Raw genomic sequence first — 18,862 nt, 5'->3', positions numbered from 1 at the left:
AATTTACATCTCTACCTTTACAGTAGTTGGTGCATCCTCTGAGAGCTCAACACTAAGGTTAAGTTTGCCACCAAGGCCTGTGCTCATCTTGCCGATGCTACTGCCGTTTACGAATACGCTGTACTCTGTGTTCTCGTTAAGACCAAGTGTGATCTGGGCATCAGTAGCGCCCTCTACCTTGAACTCCACACCCTTGTCTGTCTCAGTAAAGCTTGTTACTGCAGTTCCAGGTACGGACTCATATACAAAGTTTTCGTCTTTCTCAAGCTTCGTGATATCCTTGAAGGTCTTAACCTTGAGGATATTACCATTGTGTTCAAAATTCTCCAGCTTCGTTTTCTCAGGAAGCTTGTAATTGCCAAAGCTGATGCTTCCATCGCTTTCAGCTCTGATCAACTGTTCTACGACAGCCATAGTAACCCTCCTAATAAAAAAGAAAATGTATATTTACACCATAATTATATAGCACAGGAGAGGGTTTGCGAAATGAAATTTTTCTTATTTTTTTCTCTTTCTCAACCTGAAGCTCTTATTTTATAATAATCAGTATAAAATACATCAAAAAAGATTGTTGGAGGACAAATTGGCAACTAAGATCAAGTCAGTATTTTTCTGTCAGAGCTGTGGCTATGAATCATCCAAGTGGATGGGACAGTGCCCGGGCTGCAGGGAGTGGAATACATTTGTGGAGGAGACGGTTAAGCCAGCTGCTAAGGCTGTCAAAGGGGTTCCTTCTTCTGCCGCTTCAGGTGAATACATCCAGCCTAAGACTCTTTCCGAGATCGTAATGAACGACGAGGAGAGATACGACACCCACATCGGGGAACTGAACAGAGTTCTCGGCGGAGGCCTTGTTAAGGGCTCTCTTATTTTGGTGGGCGGCGATCCAGGTATAGGTAAGTCCACAATTCTTTTGCAGGTTGCAGGTAATATATCTGGGGACAAAAGAGATGTCCTCTATATCTCAGGAGAGGAATCACTGCAGCAGATCAAGCTTCGCGCAAACAGGATCGGAGGCTTTACTGAGCAGCTTAAGTTCATGTGCGAAACGAACCTTTCCAATATTGAGGAGACAATTTCAAGGCAGAAGCCTCAGGTTGTCATCATTGATTCAATCCAGACCATGTACAATGAGTCTGTTTCATCTGCGCCGGGAAGCGTATCCCAGGTAAGGGAGTCAACATCGGTTCTTCTCAGGATTGCCAAGAGTATGAACATCTCAGTCTTCATCGTGGGACATGTGACCAAGGAAGGTCAGGTTGCAGGACCAAGAGTTTTGGAGCACATGGTGGATACAGTGCTTTACTTTGAGGGCGACAGACATGCATCCTACAGGATCCTTCGCGCCGTCAAGAACAGGTTTGGATCAACCAACGAGATCGGCGTCTTCGAGATGCAGGAGAAGGGCCTTGTGGAAGTGACAAACCCTTCAGAGTTTATGCTGGATGGAAGACCAGAGGGCGCCAGCGGATCCATCGTGACCTGCTCCGTAGAGGGCACAAGGCCAATCCTCATCGAGGTCCAGGCCCTTGTGACCAGAACCAATTTTGGATTCCCAAGAAGACAGGCAAACGGAACAGATTACAACAGGGTAAACCTTCTTATGGCCGTTCTGGAAAAGAGAATCGGGCTTCAGATGAGCGATTTTGACGCCTATGTAAACCTTGCTGGTGGAATGAAGGTTGCAGAGCCGTCTTTGGATCTTGGTATATGCCTTGCTCTGGTTTCAAGCTTCAAGAACAAGCCCATAAGCGACGATGTGATCGCCTTTGGAGAGGTTGGCTTATCCGGAGAAGTAAGGTCAGTTAGCATGGGAGATGCAAGGGTATCAGAAGCCAAAAAGCTTGGCTTTAAGACCTGCATTGTTCCTAAGGCTTTGGAGAGTAAGCTGAAAAAGAACTTTAAGGATATTGAGATCATAGGAGTATCCTCAGTGGCGGATGCCATGAAGGTCATCTAAAAAATGTACTTTGGTCAGAAAAATATCTCGAAATGACAAAAAATTCACTATATATGATTGAGATTATGATAGGTTATTTGGTATGATAACGTAGTGTGTTAAAGCGACGATTTTTTGAGGGAAGAAAATGGTCAAAGTAAAAAGAGCCATGGCGCTCCTTTTAGTGACAATTTTAATAGTGACAAGTGCTGATATTTCCTACGCTGCAGAGGAGACTGACAGTCTCATTTCTGATGCGGCAGGGGATGGACCTATAGTAGATATTCCAGATCAGGAGCCAGCTCTTGCAGGAACTCTTCCAGAGGTTACTGATCCAGATGAAGAATCTGATGAGGATGCTGAACTGGACGAGGATGTTGATCTGGACGAGGATGTTGATCTTGATGAGAATGTTGAACTTAAGGTCGAGACTCCTGTTGAGCAGCCAGCTGAAGAGGAACTTCCGGTTTTAGATGATGAGCAGCTTATTAAGGGACAGGCTTTTCTTAAGTATGACCCTCGGGACAGGAGACCATCTCCAGTACCTGAGATTGATCCAGCATATGATATATGCTTCTATATCAGGGGGAATGGTATCGGAGCAGCTATTCCCAAGGAGCCCAGTGCAAGCTGGTACACGCAGTATTCTGCAGGTATCAGGATAAACGATGCAGTTAACTCCAGTAAACTGAAGTTTAGCGAGAGTGAAGTTGATGGCTCTATGGACAGCCTTCTTTCTGATGGCTTTACTGCTTCTAACGATGTAACAAGTATTCTTAACAGTGTTCCATCAGCAGATGAGATCAAGGCAGTTGTTCCTGGATTTGATCCAGAGCAGCATTATGTTGTCTGGTATGTTGTTAAGAGAGCATATACTCTTGGACAAAACAGAGATGTCATTATTCATGTTGATGGCGTTATCAGACAGAGACAATTGCAGGAAGTTGCGCCCCAGGAAGAAGCTACGGAAGTGCTTTATACTACTGGCGATCCTGAACATGACGCGAGGCTTGATGAGCTTGAGGAAGGCATAAAATTCTATATCGTTCCTCAGTATCGCGATGCAGAGGGCAGAGAACTCAAGGATATCGAGTATGATGGCGAGCCGCACATGGTTGGTGGTTTTGACATCGTTATTACTGACTTGAACAGAAATCCTCTTGAGGATTTCCTTTATAACTATCTTGGTAATTTCCTTTCCCATACTGTTCATGCAGAAGGTGATGGCACGAGCTTTAAATACATGGGCGAGACGTTCTATTTAAATATCACAAGTGCCTACACTGAAGTAGTTGATTTTATTGAAGAAGATATTAAATTCTATTGTGGAAATCAGGAAGTATCTTTTGATGACTTACAGATTACTGACGAAAGAGGAAAGCCAATCGAACCCCATTTGTCAGCTACCCCTGGCCCCATCATGGGCCCTGGATCGACACCATCGATTGATCTGAAAAAGAGAAAGCTGGTTATTGAAGCTGGATCCACAGTTAAAAATGATGATGGTTCCACTCTTACTAATGACACCTACAAGATAGTAGAAGGATCACTGGCCAAGGGACACAGGATAGAATCTATAGTGTTTAATGGAAGTGTGACAGGAGCTGGTGCTCATTGCGCCAATGAGATTACGGGTGTTACCATCGTTAACGAAGCTGGAACAGATGTAACTGATTTATATTATGATATATCTACCATCGATGGAAGACTTTGGCTGGTAGACGTAAGCAAAAAAACGTCAGGTAGTAGTGTGGCTTCTTCTAATAACAATACGACTGTTACAAGTGGAACAGGTACTATTGCCAATAATACCAATTCCTTTGGCACAGTATTTAAGGCCAAGGTTACACACGCTGACGGATCCATCACATACATCAATGTTCCGTTTGAGACCAGCGAAGGACTTGATCTTTCGGACAACCTGCCTCAGGTGCTTGGTGCCAGAAGAGCAGGTACTGGAGAAGACAGCGATCCGCTTATAAACTACATGATCATCCTGATCTGTCTTGGATTTATGGCTCTTTACGGGGTTAACTTAAGGCGAAGAGCTACAGAAAAAATTTAACGCTTATAAAACCACATTTCGGATTTTTAATCCCTAATGTGGTTTTTTATATTTAAAAATGGATGATATTCAGCGGACTGGAAAAGAAATAATCTGTTTTCTTATTAATAATTGAAATAAAATTGCCGATAACTATAGTGAATGATCTTGCTATGCCCTTTTTTAGGGCATAGCAAGCAAGAAACTATTGTTGGAGGCGATAATGTCTGATTCAAGGATCAAGAAATCACTTATGTCTGGCATCTGCTATTTGATGATAATAGCAGTTCTTTTGGGTACTCCTATTAAGTGCTCAGCCTACGAAGACTCTGTTAAGCTGTCGGAAGACACTTATAATACCCTGATCAAGGGAACAACAGTGTATAACGGAGTAGACTACGGCAAGCAGTATGGATACAATCCTCTCTACTATTTCCTCAACTACAATGATCTAAGGATTGCTTTTGGCGCAGATCCTGCCAAGCTTGTTGAGCACTATGCGCTCTATGGAATAAAAGAAAAAAGAGTAGCCAACAAGCAGATTACAAGAGGAGCTCAGGCCTGGAGCAGCAGTAACGAGTATATTGTTCCTTCCAATCAGCTCACAAAGGAAAAGAAGGATGGAATGGTAGTTATTCCTGACCAGCTTCACAACAACGGTGGAATGAACAGACGTCAGGAGACTGAGGCCAGAAGCATAGCCAAGCAGCTGGCTACAAATATATATAACCAGATCATGACCAATGAAACTCTTAACAAAAAGAGTAAGAAGAGCAAAAAAGATTCTTCCAGCACCACTCCTTCAATCCCGGAGATTGAGATGGTTGCTTATGCTACAGGAATCGTAAAGGCATATTGCAACGCTGGAACAGAGCTTACACAGGATCAGGTAAAAAAGAGAAACAGCAAGGTGTACAGAACCGCATATGGAGTGTTCTGTGCTCATGAATATACCAGTGCAGGAGCTACAAGGGCTCTGGGCCTTATCCTGGACTATTTAAATGAGATCATTCAGACTAACAATCCTGGAGCAGCACCTATCAAGTGGGTACATGTAAATGCCAATACCTGGAATCAGCAGTACTGCCAGATAGCCTGCAACAACCATGAAGCTTATGCTGATGCCATCTATGGAATTGCAGGATATGGTAAGCACCCTCTGGAGGGCGGAGTTGAACAGGATATCCAGAACTATGTAAATTACGCAACATTAACTAAGATCATCAACACAAGACCAGCTTATGGCGACAATGGACAGGCACCTACTTCTGATCCAACCTGGAATGCTAACTTAAATGGCAACGCTTCAAATGACTACAAACCGTGAGACATATGATGACAGCAAAGAAAGATAAAAACTGGATAAAGATAAAGTTTAAAGTGTGTGTAGCCCTCATGGTGGCAGCAGTTCTTTTGATCCCACCTGCAAGGGCAGCTAAGGTTGACGCCAAGGAACTTACCAAGATAAGCGGGACCACCTTCAAGAGAAACACGCAGGTCTCAACAATCCATATTGGAAGTGATGTTTCAGAGATTTCTTCAAATGCTTTCAGAGGCCTTATAAACCTTCAGTCAATTACAGTCAGTGCCAACAACCCGTTTTACACATCCTACAGTAACTGCCTGTATGACAAAAACATGACTGAGCTTATCTGTTTTCCTGCAGCACTTCACGGAGCAGTCATTCCTGATACAGTTGTTTCCATCGGAGACAACGCACTTTACGGAGTTGATCAGAGTCTTAAAGAGCAGGTGAAATCTGTGGTTAAGGCTCAGGCAGCAGAGAATATGATGGAGTTTGATGTTCCTGGTGAGCATTTCGTCCACACACCATCAGGTGTCAAGTGGAAAAGAGCTGACGGAACAATTGTAGATCCTGACACAGATCTTAAGAAGATGACAGCTGCAGTTGTTGAAGCCTGCACCACAGGCGATATGACTCAGAAAAAGCAGCTTGAGAAATGCTTTAACTACTTTGTTAATACTTCAAGCTATGAGCGCAAGGTGGACCTTCCGATAGGAGAGTGGACAGGACCATTCGCAGCGGACATCTTATCTACAGGTAAGGGTAACTGCTACAACTACGCATCAGCTTTTGCGTACATAGCTAAGGGCCTTGGGTATGACGCAAGAGTCTGCACAGGAACGGTTCAGTCATCGCTTGGAGGCCTTACACCACACGCCTGGACAGAGATAAAGTTTGGCGACGAGTGGTACATCTTTGACACAGAGATGCAGGGAGCAAAAGGAAGCGGCTATTACAAACAGACCTACTACAGCTATCCAGCAGCTCCTATAAATAAGCAGGCGGTATATACAATCAGTTTTTGACGGGAAAAGAGTTTCCGCCGGGTTGTAGTTTAAGAAAAGGGATTTTGATATGAGAAGAGTGCTTGCTGTAACCCTTATAATGTCGGGTACGATATTTTCAATCTTCATCTTTAATCTGGTGATGTATGCTTTTGTTCCTTCCTATAGGAGCATGTTATCAGGTGCAGTAGGGCGGGATGAGAATATACCTGTAGTTGACGTCAATTCAGGTCTTGCCATCGACAGCACTTCCTACCAAGAAGAAAATGACATTCTGCCTGTAAGTTCCAGTCAGGAGGCAGAAGCAGTTGTGGATATGGGAATCTCAGAGGATGTACCTCTGGCACCATCTGTTGAGAGCGCTGTCTCTGAAGTACCTGCAAAGCAGATCATTGGCAAGGAATACCATGAAGACTGCGGTACTGGCGCAGGATACTGGGTTATCACCTATGATGATGGAAGTACGGAAATTGAACAGTACTAAATAGAATTTATACGAATCAGCTGCCTGTTATGGCAGCTGTTTTTTTGTGCAAAAATACATTTTGACGAAACATTTTTTGGCGGAAACGTCTTAGTAAAGGAAATATTACCAAAAGGCGAGGCTTGTTTTTGTGCAAAATACAATAAAGCCACAAAAACTTAAAAGGATTTCTAAGAATGAGAGAAGAATAATCTATGTTTTTGCACAAAAGACATTGCTATACTTCCTAATGTAAACAAATTGTTAACATATTTTTAAGGAGGAACATGTAATGAAAAAGAAATTGGTTAGTCTTTTAGTAGTTTCTGCAATGACACTTTCAATGCTCGTTGGTTGCGGAAACAGCGCAGCTGAGACTGCTACAGAAGTTGCTGAGACAGCTACAGAGGTTGCTGAGACAGCTACAGAAGTTGCTGAGACAGTTGCTGAGACAGCAGGAAACGCTGATCTCGCTGACAAGAAGGTTGGAGTATGTATCTATCAGTTCGCTGATAACTTCATGACTCTCTTCAGAACAGAGCTTGAGAACTATCTCATCTCTCAGGGATTTGCAAAAGATAACATCACTATCGTAGATGGTGCTAACGATCAGGCTACACAGACAAACCAGATCCAGAACTTCATCACACAGGGTGTTGATGTACTTATCATCAACCCAGTTAACTCATCATCAGCAGCAACAATTACAGATCTTGTAGTTGGCGCTAACATCCCTCTTGTATACATCAACCGTGAGCCAGACGCTGACGAGGAAGCAAGATGGGAGTCAAATGGCTGGAACGTAACATACGTTGGATGTGATGCTCGTCAGTCAGGTACAATGCAGGGTGAGATCCTTGTAGACCTTGGCCAGGACAAGATCGACCTCAACGGCGATGGCAAGATCCAGTACATCATGATCGAGGGTGACCCAGAGAACGTTGACGCTCAGTATCGTACAGAGTTCTCAGTTAAGGCTCTTGAGGATGCTGGTTGGGCAGTTGAAGAGCTCGATGATCAGGTTGGTAACTGGGATCAGGCTACAGCTCAGCAGCTCGTTGCTAACTCACTTTCAGCTCATCCTGAGACAGAAGTTGTATTCTGCAACAACGATGCTATGGCACTTGGTGCTCTTCAGTCAATCGAGGCAGCTGGACGTAAGGTTGGCGAGGACATCTACCTTGTAGGTGTTGATGCTCTTACAGAGGCTCTTGAGGACGTACTTGCTGGAACAATGACAGGTACAGTATTCAACGATCACATCGCTCAGTCACACGGTGCAGCTGATGCAGCTATCAACTACATCACAGGTGCTGGCAACGAGTACTACATCGGATGCGATTATGTAAAGGTTACAACTGACAACGCACAGTCAGTTCTTGATTCACTTAAGTAATTAAGTAATTTAAGAAATAATATGGTGCGGGCGCCCAATTAGCACCCGCACCTTTTATTGAGAAAGAAGCAAAGGGATTTAAAGGAAGAAAGGAATTGGGTATGGCATCAGAGTACAAATTGGAACTACGGGGCGTATCAAAGTCCTTTCCCGGTGTAAAGGCACTGGATAACGTACAATTGGCAGTTAAGCCCGGTACCGTCCATGCACTTATGGGAGAGAACGGAGCCGGTAAATCAACACTTATGAAATGTCTTTTCGGCATTTATAAGATGGATGCCGGAGAGATATATATAGACGGAGAAAAGACAACAATCGATAATCCTGATGAGGCTATGAAAAAAGGTATAGCCATGGTGCATCAGGAGCTTCAGCCGGTTCTTGCAAGAAGCGTAGGAGAGAATATGTTCCTTGGAAGATTCCCGGTTAAGAAATTTGGTCCTATTCAGGTAATCGACCACAAAACAATGTACGAAGAAACAGGGAAGTGGCTCAAAGAGGTTAACATGGACTTTGATCCAAAGGCGCAGCTTGACACACTGTCTATCGGACAGATGCAGTCAGTAGAAATTGCCAAGGCAGTTTCCCATGACGCCAAGGTTATCATCTTCGACGAGCCTACATCTTCTCTTTCAGATAGCGAAGTAGAAGCGCTCTTTAAGATCATGGAAGGTCTTAGAGAAAAGGGTGTTGCAATGATCTACATCTCACACAAGATGGATGAGATCAAGAGAATTGCTGATGATGTTACTATCATGCGTGATGGTACATACATCGGAACATGGCCAGCAAAAGACCTTACAATTGACGAGATCATCGCCAAGATGGTAGGCCGTGAGCTTACAAACATCTACCCAGTCAAGGACAGAACTCCTGGCGAAGTAGTTATGGAAGTTAAGGGACTTTCTTCAATCCATGAGAAGTCATTCCAGGATGTATCCTTCACACTTAGAAAGGGTGAGATCCTTGGATTTGGCGGACTGGTTGGTGCTCAGAGAACAGAGCTTATGGAAGGTCTGTTTGGAATCAGAAATCTTTCTGCAGGTGAGATCACGATACACGGCAAAAATGTCAAGATCAAATCACCTAAGGATGCCATGAATGCCGGCATCGGAATGATCACAGAGGACAGAAGAGGTAACGGTATCTTCGGATGTCTTTCTATAAAGGATAACGTAGGCGTTTCAGTTTACAACAAGTACTTAATGGCGGGATTTGTTCTTGACCATGGCAAGATCAATAAGGTAGTTGATGACAGTATTGAGAAGCTTTCCATCAAGACTCCAAGCATGCAGGAGCACATTTCCAATCTGTCAGGTGGTAACCAGCAGAAGGTTATCGTATCAAGATGGCTTGCCAACGATCCTGATATTCTTATAATGGATGAGCCTACAAGAGGTATCGACGTAGGTGCCAAGCATGAGATTTATGAGATCATGACAGATCTGGCCAAGCAGGGTAAGGCTATCATAATGATATCCTCCGAAATGGCAGAACTTCTTGGTATGTCAGATCGAATTTATGTAATGTGTAACGGTAAACTCAGAGGCGAGATAACTGAAGAGAGCGACATGACCCAGGAGAAGGTTATGAGCTACGCTACTCAGTTTTAATCATTAGAAGAGAGGATTGGAAAAATGGTAAAGACAAAACAACAGAAAGCGATAGATTTTCTTATCAATAACGGTGTTATCATCGTAATGTTCATCCTGGTTATTTACACAGGTATTACAAATGACAGGTTCCTTACAACAAACAACCTGTTCAACATTCTTATGAATATGAGTTCAAGACTTGTAATCGCTCTTGGTATTGCAGGTTGTGTTATCACAGCTGGTTGTGACCTTTCAGCTGGACGTATGATCGGTTTTGCAGCATGTATCGCAGGTACACTTCTTCAGAAGATCGACTACTCAGGTAAGTTCTTCCCTGATATGCAGCCACTTAACATCTTCGTTGCACTTCTTATCGTTCTTGCTATTTGCGGTGCATTTGGTGCTATTACTGGATTCTTCATCGCATTCCTTCACGTACCTCCATTCATCGCAACACTTGCTATGATGGAAATCGTTTATGGACTTGCTCTTATCTACACAGGTGCTACACCTCTTGGTGGATACACAACAGAGTACACAAACATTGCATCAGGAAGATTCCTTGGTGTCAGCTACCTTATCTGGATCGCAATTATCGTAGCTGCTATCACATGGTTCATCTTCAACATGACAAGACATGGTAAGTACATGTATGCCATCGGTGGAAACCCACAGGCTGCAGAAGTTGCCGGTGTTCCTGTTCGTCTTACAATGGTACTCATTTACATGAAGGCCGCTATGATGTATGGTCTTGCAGGATTCATGCTTGGTGCTAAGGCCGGCGGTGCATCAGTTAACCTTGGTCTTGGTTACGAGATGGAAGCTATCGCTGCATGTACAATCGGTGGTGTATCAGTTACTGGTGGACGTGGTAAGGTTTCAAGTGCTATCATCGGTGTTGCCGTATTCGAGCTCTTAAAGGCAGCCCTCCAGTACCTCGGTGTTGATGCTAACGCACAGTACATCTTCATCGGACTGGTTATCTTCGTAGCTATCTCACTTGATATCCGTAAGTACGTTGCTAAGAAGTAATAACATCCCTTATAATTATCTGGGGGCATGGCCTGCGCCATGTCCCCTTTTGGTTTATTGGTTTTTGGTGGGACAAGTCTTATGTCCCACTTTGAGGACGCTTGCGCTCCTTTCGCCTGGCAGCGGTACTAAGCTCGGTAAAACCTCGCCAAGTACCGGCCGGCTCAAAGGCCTCTTCAGTGGGGCATAAGACTTGTCCCACCATATACACATTAAAGAAATGGGGACATGGCGCAGACCATTTAAAGGCGTTTGTTGCGGCCGGAAGAAGGTCGACAAACGGTAATGCTTTTGTTGTTGAAAGGAATTGAACTATGACATTTATGGACGTAATTAACCACATGGGAATTGAGATACTGGCGTTTGCTGTGTGTATGTTCTTTGGTATTCGCCTCATCATTACTAGAGATGTGAGTATAATAAAGAAGGAACACCCTGAAGAGATTAAGCACCCCAAGGAGTATTGTTTATATGCTGGTTTGATAATCATCTTCTTGGGAGTAGCAGCCCTGGTTATGGGTATTGTTTCATTTTTCGATGCGGTGGCTTCTCTCATAGTGATTCTTGTGGCTGTATTCGCTATGGGAATTATGTGGAAGTTCATGCACGAGAAATATGCGTAATCTATAATTGATTTATCAGTGAGCCCTGGGGATGAGAAAAGATATTTCTGCTCCTCGCCGGCCCTTTAGCTCGGCCGGTACTTAGTGTCTGTTTTTTAGACACTTAGTACCGTTGCCAGAGATAAGGAGCGAGAGCGTGCCTAGAGAGTAGAAATACTTTTCTCATCCCCAGGGCGGACTAAAAAGGAATTACCATGAACAGATATAGAGTCATGCTTGTGGACGACGAGGAAGATGTTGCCCAGGCGATACTTAAGAAACTGAATTGGGAAGAGATGGGCTTTGAGAAGCCAAGATATGCCCACAATGGACTTGAGGCGTTAGAACTGTCGGAAGAGCTAAGGCCTGACATTGTCATGACTGATATTAAGATGCCATACATGGATGGAATGGAGCTGTCTAGGAACTTGAAACAGCTCTATCCAAATATCAGGATCATCATCTTTTCTGGCTTTGATGAGTTTGAGTATGCCAAGGAGGCCATTAGACTTGAGGCTGAAGAGTATATCTTAAAGCCTATAGATTCTGATGAGCTTAGGGCAGTGTTTACCAGAGTTCATGAGGCACTTGATAGAGATATCAATGAGAAGCTTAATGTGGCCAAGCTTGAGAATTACTACATGGATTCTCTGCCACTTCTTCAGGAGGATTTCTTTACTGCGCTCATAGAGGGCAGGATTGCAGAGGGCAAGATAGAGAAGTTCTTATCTGACTATCGTATCGAGCTTACAGGACCTCTTTTTGCTGTAGCAGTTGTTCACATCAGCAGCTCCAGTATTCCTGAGGGCATGAATCCTGTTCTTTTATCTGTTTCCGTGCGCAAGCTTCTTGAAGAGAGGATAGATGAAAAGTGGGGCTGCAGGTTCTTTTCCTACCTTGGCAGTACTGTCATGGTGGCTCAGTTTGCAGAGAGGAAGGATGCAACTGCATTTACCGACGAGTGCGACAGGCTCTGCAGGCTGGCTGAGAGTATCTGTAAGGCTAACGTAACTATTGGCGTAGGTTCACTGGTTGAGGCTCTTTCAGATATTGATTCTTCATACAAGGGCGCAAGGGATGCGGTTTCCTACAGAGTTTTATATGGACATACCAAGGCAATCAACATCTCTGAGATCTCACCTATGGACAGCGATGAGGTGGTTTCAGAGGATGACAACAGCCTTCTTGATATATTCAAAAAGATAAAGATGGCTGATGAAGAGGCTGTTGAGGCAGCTGCCAAGAAGTACATTGAGCAGGGGCTTGAGAACCAGTCTTCAATTCAGAACCACAGATTCTTTGTCATGGATCTTGTCAGCGAGCTCTATAAGTTTGCAAGGAGCAATCAGCTTGAAGTGGGTGAGATCTTTGACATGAACACCGATGTATATGCTCAGGTTCAGCAGATGGAAGGCACAGAGCTTTCAAACTGGTTTGGCTCTGTGGCTCTTAAGATGCATGAGCAGATTGCGGGAAAGAGATCTGACAACACCAGAAGCTTTGTCACTAAGGCAAAAGACTACGTGGCTGACCACTACATGGATCAGGACCTGTCCATCGACTTTATGTGCAACTATCTTGGTGTCAGCAGTGCATATTTCTCCACAGTTTTCAAGAAGGAGACAGGAAAGACCTTCGTTGGATATCTCACAGATTTCCGCATGGAAAAGGCTGAGCGCATGCTTCTTGAAACTGATGAAAAAACATATATCATAGCGCAGGAAGTTGGCTATTCAGATCCAAACTACTTCAGCTATGTTTTCAAAAAACAGTTTGGGGTTTCACCTTCTAAATACAAGGCTGGCAAGGAATAAAGGCATTGGAAGATAAGAGTGTATCCAAGGAATTTGATAAGCTGCGTTCCAAATGGAAGCTTGAGAGGTACATGAGGAATGCAGTTCCAAGGAGTATCCAGGTTACGATATCGGTTTCTTTTACCATCGTAGCCCTTGTTTGTATGCTTGCCATGGGTGTTGCCCTTTATAACAGTTTTTCTGTAAGGTCAGAGAAGATGCTCACCGACAGCGCGGAGCTGACTCTGGACCAGACTGTTCTCGCTCTTGAGGACTATCTTAGAAGCATGAGACGAATGTCTGATGCAATCTATTACAATGTCATCAAAGATCAGGATATCAGCAGAGAGTCTCCCATTGAACAGATGAATCTTTTGTATGAGGCCCACAAGGACTACCTTATAAGCCTTGCTCTGTACACAGAGGATGGCCAGCTTGTGTGCGCTTCTCCCGTAGCTGTAGAAAAGCCGGAAGTTGATGTCACAACCCAGGACTGGTTTAAGACTGCGCTTGCAAGGCCTGAGAACCTGCATTTTTCCCTGCCACATGTCCAGAACATTTTCGTAGACGACCCTACCTTCAGGTACTACTGGGTAACTTCCCTAAGCCGCGCAGTTGAGCTTGGCGGAAGAGGTGTACCTGAGCAGGGAGTTCTTTTGGTGGATATGAATTACGCCGTTATTAAGCAGATGCTTGAGGGGGTTAACGACAACCCTTCAGAGCAGTATGTATACCTGTGCGATAATTCCGGGGCTATCATCTACCATCCGATGCTTATGCAGATCGAAGCGGGGCTCTACAGGGAGAACAACTCTGTGGCTGCAAGTTACGATGATGGAAGCCACAAGGAAGAGTTCATGAGGGAAAAGAGAATTGTCACCGTCAAGACCATGAGCTACACAGGATGGAAACTTGTCAGTGTTATCCCAACAAGTAACTCTTATCTTGGCATGAAGGATATCAGATATTTCGTAATGATGATCCTCTCAATAACCCTGCTTGCAATGCTTATCCTTAACAGAATGGTTGCAAGGCGAGTTACAAGGCCTATCACCAAGCTCAATGATTCCATCAGAGAGATCGAGATGGGCAAGGTGAACCCTTCTGTATATATTGGCGGACCTTCTGAGATCGAGCACCTTGGTAAGACACTTCGTCGAAGCTACGACCAGATAGATCAGCTTATGAAGGACATGGTAGCTTCCCAGGAGGAAAAGAGAAAATCAGAGCTTGACGCTCTTCAGTCCCAGATCAATCCTCACTTCTTATACAATACCCTTGATTCCATTGTGTGGATGATCGAGGGAGCAAAATATGACGAAGCGGTGTTTATGATAACCCAGCTCGCCAGCCTCTTTAGAGTGTCTCTTTCAAGTGGCAAGACCATCATTCCTATTGAGGATGAGATCCGCCATGCCAGCAACTATATGAACATTCAGAAGGTCAGATTTAAGGATGCCTTTACCATAGATTTTGACATTGACGAGGAGATAAAGAACTACTGCACAGTTAAGCTTATCGTTCAGCCTATCCTTGAAAATGCGGTTTACTATGGCGTTAAGGATATGGAAGACGGAGAGATCAGAGTCAAAGGCTTTAAGGGCGAGGACGGAGATATCTACATTACGGTTTCAGATAACGGCTTTGGAATGAGCAGCGAGCAGCTGGAATTTCTTTTGACTGATGATACGAGAGTTCGCAAGAAGGGATCAGGTGTTGGCCTCATCAATGTGCAGCGAAGGATACAGCTTCGCTTTGGCCAGGAGTATGGTCTTAAGATTGAGTCTGAGCCAGACGAGGGATGCGTTGTTACCATCCATCTGCCTGCAATAGAATATACGGAGGAGAACCGAAAGGCTCTTGAATCCGGAAAGGAGCGGGGCGATGAAGAGTAACAGGAATCTATTTATTTTAGTCGTGGCAGTTCTTCTTTCCATCGTGCTTGTGGCTTCAACCTCTGCTCTTATTATGAGCGGCGTAAGGGAGGACCCTGTAAGGATCTCGGTTGTGGTGGATGACAGCGGATCCACAAGATGGGCTTCTTTCCTGGCTGGACTTGAACAGGCTGCCAAGGATAACGGCGTTAAGCTAAACGTTGTTCCAACAGGAAGGAACTTTACTCTTAAACAGCAGCAGATGGCCATAAACGATGAGATCGCAGACGGAGCAGATGGAGTGGTGCTCCAGATAGCAAGCAGCCGTGGGACAGAGGAGATGATATCAGAGGTCAGCAACAAGGTTGTGCTGATGCTGGTGGATACTACTGCAGACATGGATGTTGATGTTGAGGGCAAGTCAGCCTGCATTGACGCAGATAACCTGGCTGTCGGAAGAGCACTTGCCAACGAAGTCCGCATAGCTTTTGGCAATGACCTTTCTGGCCACAAGCTTGGAATTGTTGCTGGTAACCAGAAACAGAACAGCCTCATAGAGAGGATGGAGGGCTTTAATGAGAACATCGCATCCTCTGGAGCTGTGGTGGCCTGGACAGACAACAGCATCGTTGATGTCAGCGAGAGGATAGAGATATGCCAGAGTCAGGAGAAGGCAGATATTCTGGTGGCGCTGGATAATACGGGACTTGAAGCGGTCTGCGACTATGCTTTAAGGACCGGGGATAAGTTCTACATCTTTGGAGAAGGAACTTCGATTAAAAATGTGAGTTACCTGGATGATGGCATAATAAACAGCATGGTGGTTCCAAATGAGTACTACATGGGCTATCAGAGCATAGTGGCTATCATGAGGAGACTGGACAATAAGCTGACTCCGATGGAGGATCAGAAGATCAGCTACCGCGTGGTCAACAGGGAGAATCTGTTTGATGAGAGCAACCAGAGAGCGTTGTTCCCAGTTGTAGAATAGGAGAGAGTATGAGCAAACGCATAAAGGGGATGGCTGTTGCACTGTCATTTGTGCTTCTTGCTGCAGTCTTTGCGGCAGGTTGCGGACAACAGAATACAGTAAGACGCTCGGATAAGATCAAGGTGGGAGTTACGATCTATGACCAGTACGACACCTTCCTTAGCCAGTACATGGAGTGCTTTACAAAAGAGCTTGAGGCTGACGAAGAGGTAGAAGTAGTGGTATACAATGCTTCCCAGAGCCAGCAGACTCAGAATTCTCAGGTAAAGAAGATGATCGAGGACGGGTGCGATATTCTGTGCGTTAATCTGGTGGACAGAACTGACCCCACCACAGTTATAGATGCTGCGAAAAAAGCTGACGTACCAATTGTCTTTTTCAACAGAGAGCTGGTTGAGGGAGATATTGGAAGGTGGAACAAGCTCTTTTACGTAGGTGCTGATGCCGCCCAGTCAGGAATCCTTGAAGGGGAGCTGGCTGCATCGACCTGCCTTTCTGATAAGACCATCGATAGAAATGGCGATGGCAAGATCCAGTACATAGTCCTTGAGGGCGAGGCTGGTCATCAGGACGCGATCGTAAGAACAGAGTATTCCGTTGATACCCTGGTTCAAAAAGGTGTTGAGGTTGATAAGCTTGGATACGCTATTGCCAACTGGAACAGGGCTCAGGCCCAGACCAAGGTTGCCCAGTTTATTGAAAACTACCACGACAGCATTGAGCTTATCATGTCCAATAACGATGATATGGCCCTTGGTGCCATCGACGCCTATGAGGCAGCAGGCATGATAAAGAGCGAGTGGCCTGCGATCTTTGGTATCGACGGAACCACAGTTGGTCTTGAGGCTGTCCGTGATGACAAGATGACAGGCACTGTATATAACGACAAGGAAGGCCAGGCCCACGCCCTGTACAGGCTCACCACAACCATAGCAAGGGGCGGAAGCATTGAGGAGCTGTCTGACGAGTTTGAAGTTACTGATGGAAAGTACATCAGGCTTGATTATGAGAAGATAACAGCAACGAATATCAATAAATATCTTAAGGTAAAATAGTACTTGATTTTACTCCCACGGGGTTATATAATGCTAAATGTCGCTGATATTTAGCGTATCGGGGTGTGGCTCAGTTGGTAGAGCACTATCTTAGGGAGGTAGGGGCCGCGTGTTCGAATCACGTCACTCCGATTTAGAGGAACCGCTCAGTTCGAGCGGTTCTTTTTTTGTCTGTTTTAGAATAAATATGCAATCGTAACTAAGTTTCATCTATGGCGAATTCCTGACAATTTAATTACTTCTTGACGTATACTGCATCTTTGTGTTAATTTAATTAACCGTGTCACGTATAAATATTCATTCTTAGAAAGAGTAAGTAAAAAAGAGGTTTTAAATGCAGGAAATAGCAGTTTATAAGGAAACAATAATTGGTGAAACGAAGTATGTGATCTTCACCATCAACGATGAAAACTTTGGTATTGATATTTCTTTTGTGAATTCAATCATCAAGATGCCAGCTATAACAAATGTTCCGGATTATCCAGAGCACTATAGCGGTATCATCAGCTTAAGAGGTGAGGTAATACCTGTTATCAACTTAAGAAAAATGATGAATTATGAGGAAGAAGTTGTAGATAGCGCAAAGATCATCATTGTTGATATTGAAGAGGATAAACAGGTTGGAATTATCGTAGATGAGGTTACAGAAGTTCTGGACCTTTCTGATGATGAGATCATGGAGCCATCTCCTTTCCTTAAAAAGAGTGAGTCACTTATCAGCGGAGTTGGCAAAAAGGACGACGAGCTGATCTCAGTATTCAACCTTGAATCATTAAACTAATAAAGAAGACGCCGCAGATTTACAAATGATCTGCGGCGTATATTTTTATATTATGGTCGCTGCCAGAATTGAGATGGCATAAGAGATGTTTATTATGAGGAAATTCTTTATAGATGTGATGAATGTCTTTTCCTTGATCTGAGCATTTCTAAATTCGTGAATGTTCTTAATTACAAGGGGCAGTGATAAGAAGTAGATAAGAGCTACAGGCTTTAGGAATCCACATATTACCATAAGAGCAACTGAAGCATAGGTTCCGTAGTACAAAAGTGCGTAGAGCCTTACCGCCCATTTTCTTCCTATATAGTAGGCGAGAGTAAGTCTTCCTACAGCAGTGTCCTTTTCTATATCACAGGTGTTGTTGGCAAGCATGATGTTCGCTGTGGTAAAGGTTGTTACCAGAGAGAACAGGAAAAAAGTGATAAATGGCATCACATGTATCTGCAGTGAAATAGTTTCCCAGGAAAGGTTTAAATCCAGGTAATAGGTTGGATTGTTTATATACAACATAAGGAAGGGAATGAACATTCCGTATGCGATACCTGATATTACTTCTCCAAGTGGAATCCTGGAAATCGGTATTGGACCAAAGGTGTAAAAGATTCCAAGAAGGAAGCAAAAGGCTCCAAGCAAAAGAACCACTATCCCGGTGTTATATGCCAGATACAGGCCAAGTAAGGTGCTGACAGACAGCATGATGATGATGGCTGCAAAAGCTCTTTTCCTTGGAATAGGAAGCATCTCTGGATAATCCTTACTATCAATGTAGTTATTGATTGCTGTAGTTGTCAGATCAAATAAGAACATGGCGATAAAGAATATTACCATCAGTTTTATATTGACCGGCTGTCTCTGATAGAGGATGAACAGCATGGTGTTAAGATAAGCAAAAACACTGGTTATCTTCGTGGTTATCTCCACATATTTCAAAAAATTTCTGACCATTTGGACTCCTGTTTGTGAACAAAAATATACGAAAATACATTT

The 18,862-nt window shown here is 44.1% G+C and carries 16 protein-coding genes and 1 tRNA gene; 15 read left to right on the top strand and 2 right to left on the bottom strand.

The features are described 5' to 3' along the window. Nucleotides 1-3: 3 nt before the first annotated feature. Nucleotides 4-414, bottom strand: a complete 411-nt coding sequence (locus tag D6855_RS04790) for an endosialidase (protein WP_120738599.1) — start codon at nt 412-414, stop codon at nt 4-6. Between the two features lie 169 nt (nt 415-583). Here D6855_RS04790 and radA point away from each other — a divergent pair, with 169 nt between their 5' ends. The 15 genes from radA to D6855_RS04715 all read left to right on the top strand — a co-directional run bounded on the left by radA (nt 584) and on the right by D6855_RS04715 (nt 17,875). Next, nucleotides 584-1,960 (top strand): DNA repair protein RadA, encoded by a 1,377-nt coding sequence (radA, locus tag D6855_RS04785; RefSeq protein ID WP_120738596.1) that lies wholly within the window; start codon nt 584-586, stop codon nt 1,958-1,960. Nucleotides 1,961-2,087: 127 nt separating this feature from the next. Then, nucleotides 2,088-4,004: a hypothetical protein gene (locus D6855_RS04780; protein WP_120738594.1), complete on the top strand. Its 1,917-nt coding sequence runs from the start codon at nt 2,088-2,090 to the stop codon at nt 4,002-4,004. Nucleotides 4,005-4,206: 202 nt separating this feature from the next. After that, entirely contained in the window at nt 4,207-5,310 is a 1,104-nt protein-coding gene (locus tag D6855_RS04775; RefSeq protein ID WP_120738592.1) for a hypothetical protein, read from the top strand. A gap of 8 nt (nt 5,311-5,318) precedes the next feature. After that, entirely contained in the window at nt 5,319-6,314 is a 996-nt protein-coding gene (locus tag D6855_RS04770; RefSeq protein ID WP_158589471.1) for a transglutaminase domain-containing protein, read from the top strand. A gap of 49 nt (nt 6,315-6,363) precedes the next feature. Next, nucleotides 6,364-6,777, top strand: coding sequence for a hypothetical protein (locus D6855_RS04765; protein WP_120738589.1), 414 nt, complete (start codon nt 6,364-6,366; stop codon nt 6,775-6,777). Between the two features lie 271 nt (nt 6,778-7,048). Next, on the top strand, nt 7,049-8,152 hold the full coding sequence (locus D6855_RS04760) for a galactose ABC transporter substrate-binding protein (RefSeq protein ID WP_120738587.1): 1,104 nt from the start codon (nt 7,049-7,051) through the stop codon (nt 8,150-8,152). A gap of 101 nt (nt 8,153-8,253) precedes the next feature. Continuing rightward, nucleotides 8,254-9,765, top strand: a complete 1,512-nt coding sequence (locus D6855_RS04755) for a sugar ABC transporter ATP-binding protein (RefSeq protein WP_120739154.1) — start codon at nt 8,254-8,256, stop codon at nt 9,763-9,765. Nucleotides 9,766-9,789: 24 nt separating this feature from the next. Next, nucleotides 9,790-10,779 carry a galactose/methyl galactoside ABC transporter permease MglC gene (locus D6855_RS04750; protein WP_120738585.1) on the top strand — a complete coding sequence of 330 codons (990 nt, stop codon included), beginning with the start codon at nt 9,790-9,792 and terminating at the stop codon, nt 10,777-10,779. A 314-nt stretch (nt 10,780-11,093) separates the two neighbouring features. Continuing rightward, nucleotides 11,094-11,402, top strand: a complete 309-nt coding sequence (locus D6855_RS04745; protein ID WP_120738583.1) for a hypothetical protein — start codon at nt 11,094-11,096, stop codon at nt 11,400-11,402. A 194-nt stretch (nt 11,403-11,596) separates the two neighbouring features. Then, complete coding sequence (locus tag D6855_RS04740) at nt 11,597-13,195, top strand: response regulator (protein ID WP_120738581.1); 1,599 nt, start codon at nt 11,597-11,599, stop codon at nt 13,193-13,195. 5 nt (nt 13,196-13,200) lie between these two features. Continuing rightward, the gene (locus D6855_RS04735) at nt 13,201-15,069 is read left to right on the top strand and encodes a cache domain-containing sensor histidine kinase (RefSeq protein ID WP_330546857.1); all 1,869 of its coding nucleotides are present in this window, start codon (nt 13,201-13,203) and stop codon (nt 15,067-15,069) included. Next, nucleotides 15,059-16,039 carry a sugar ABC transporter substrate-binding protein gene (locus D6855_RS04730; protein WP_120738579.1) on the top strand — a complete coding sequence of 327 codons (981 nt, stop codon included), beginning with the start codon at nt 15,059-15,061 and terminating at the stop codon, nt 16,037-16,039. Before D6855_RS04735 ends, D6855_RS04730 begins: the two co-directional genes overlap by 11 nt. An 8-nt stretch (nt 16,040-16,047) precedes the next feature. Continuing rightward, on the top strand, nt 16,048-17,094 hold the full coding sequence (locus D6855_RS04725; RefSeq protein WP_243111809.1) for a galactose ABC transporter substrate-binding protein: 1,047 nt from the start codon (nt 16,048-16,050) through the stop codon (nt 17,092-17,094). Between the two features lie 59 nt (nt 17,095-17,153). Beyond that, nucleotides 17,154-17,226, top strand: a tRNA-Pro gene (locus D6855_RS04720). A gap of 202 nt (nt 17,227-17,428) precedes the next feature. Then, nucleotides 17,429-17,875 (top strand): chemotaxis protein CheW, encoded by a 447-nt coding sequence (locus tag D6855_RS04715; protein WP_120738577.1) that lies wholly within the window; start codon nt 17,429-17,431, stop codon nt 17,873-17,875. A 45-nt stretch (nt 17,876-17,920) separates the two neighbouring features. On the opposite strand, the gene D6855_RS04710 is transcribed toward D6855_RS04715, so the two are convergent. Beyond that, nucleotides 17,921-18,820: a UbiA family prenyltransferase gene (locus tag D6855_RS04710; protein WP_120738575.1), complete on the bottom strand. Its 900-nt coding sequence runs from the start codon at nt 18,818-18,820 to the stop codon at nt 17,921-17,923. Nucleotides 18,821-18,862: the final 42 nt, after the last annotated feature.

It is taken from the genome of Butyrivibrio sp. CB08, from assembly GCF_003625485.1.
Taxonomy (GTDB): Bacteria; Bacillota; Clostridia; order Lachnospirales; family Lachnospiraceae; genus Butyrivibrio.
The sequence above is the reverse complement of the archived record's forward strand: the minus strand, read 5'-3'. Positions and strand labels throughout refer to the sequence as shown.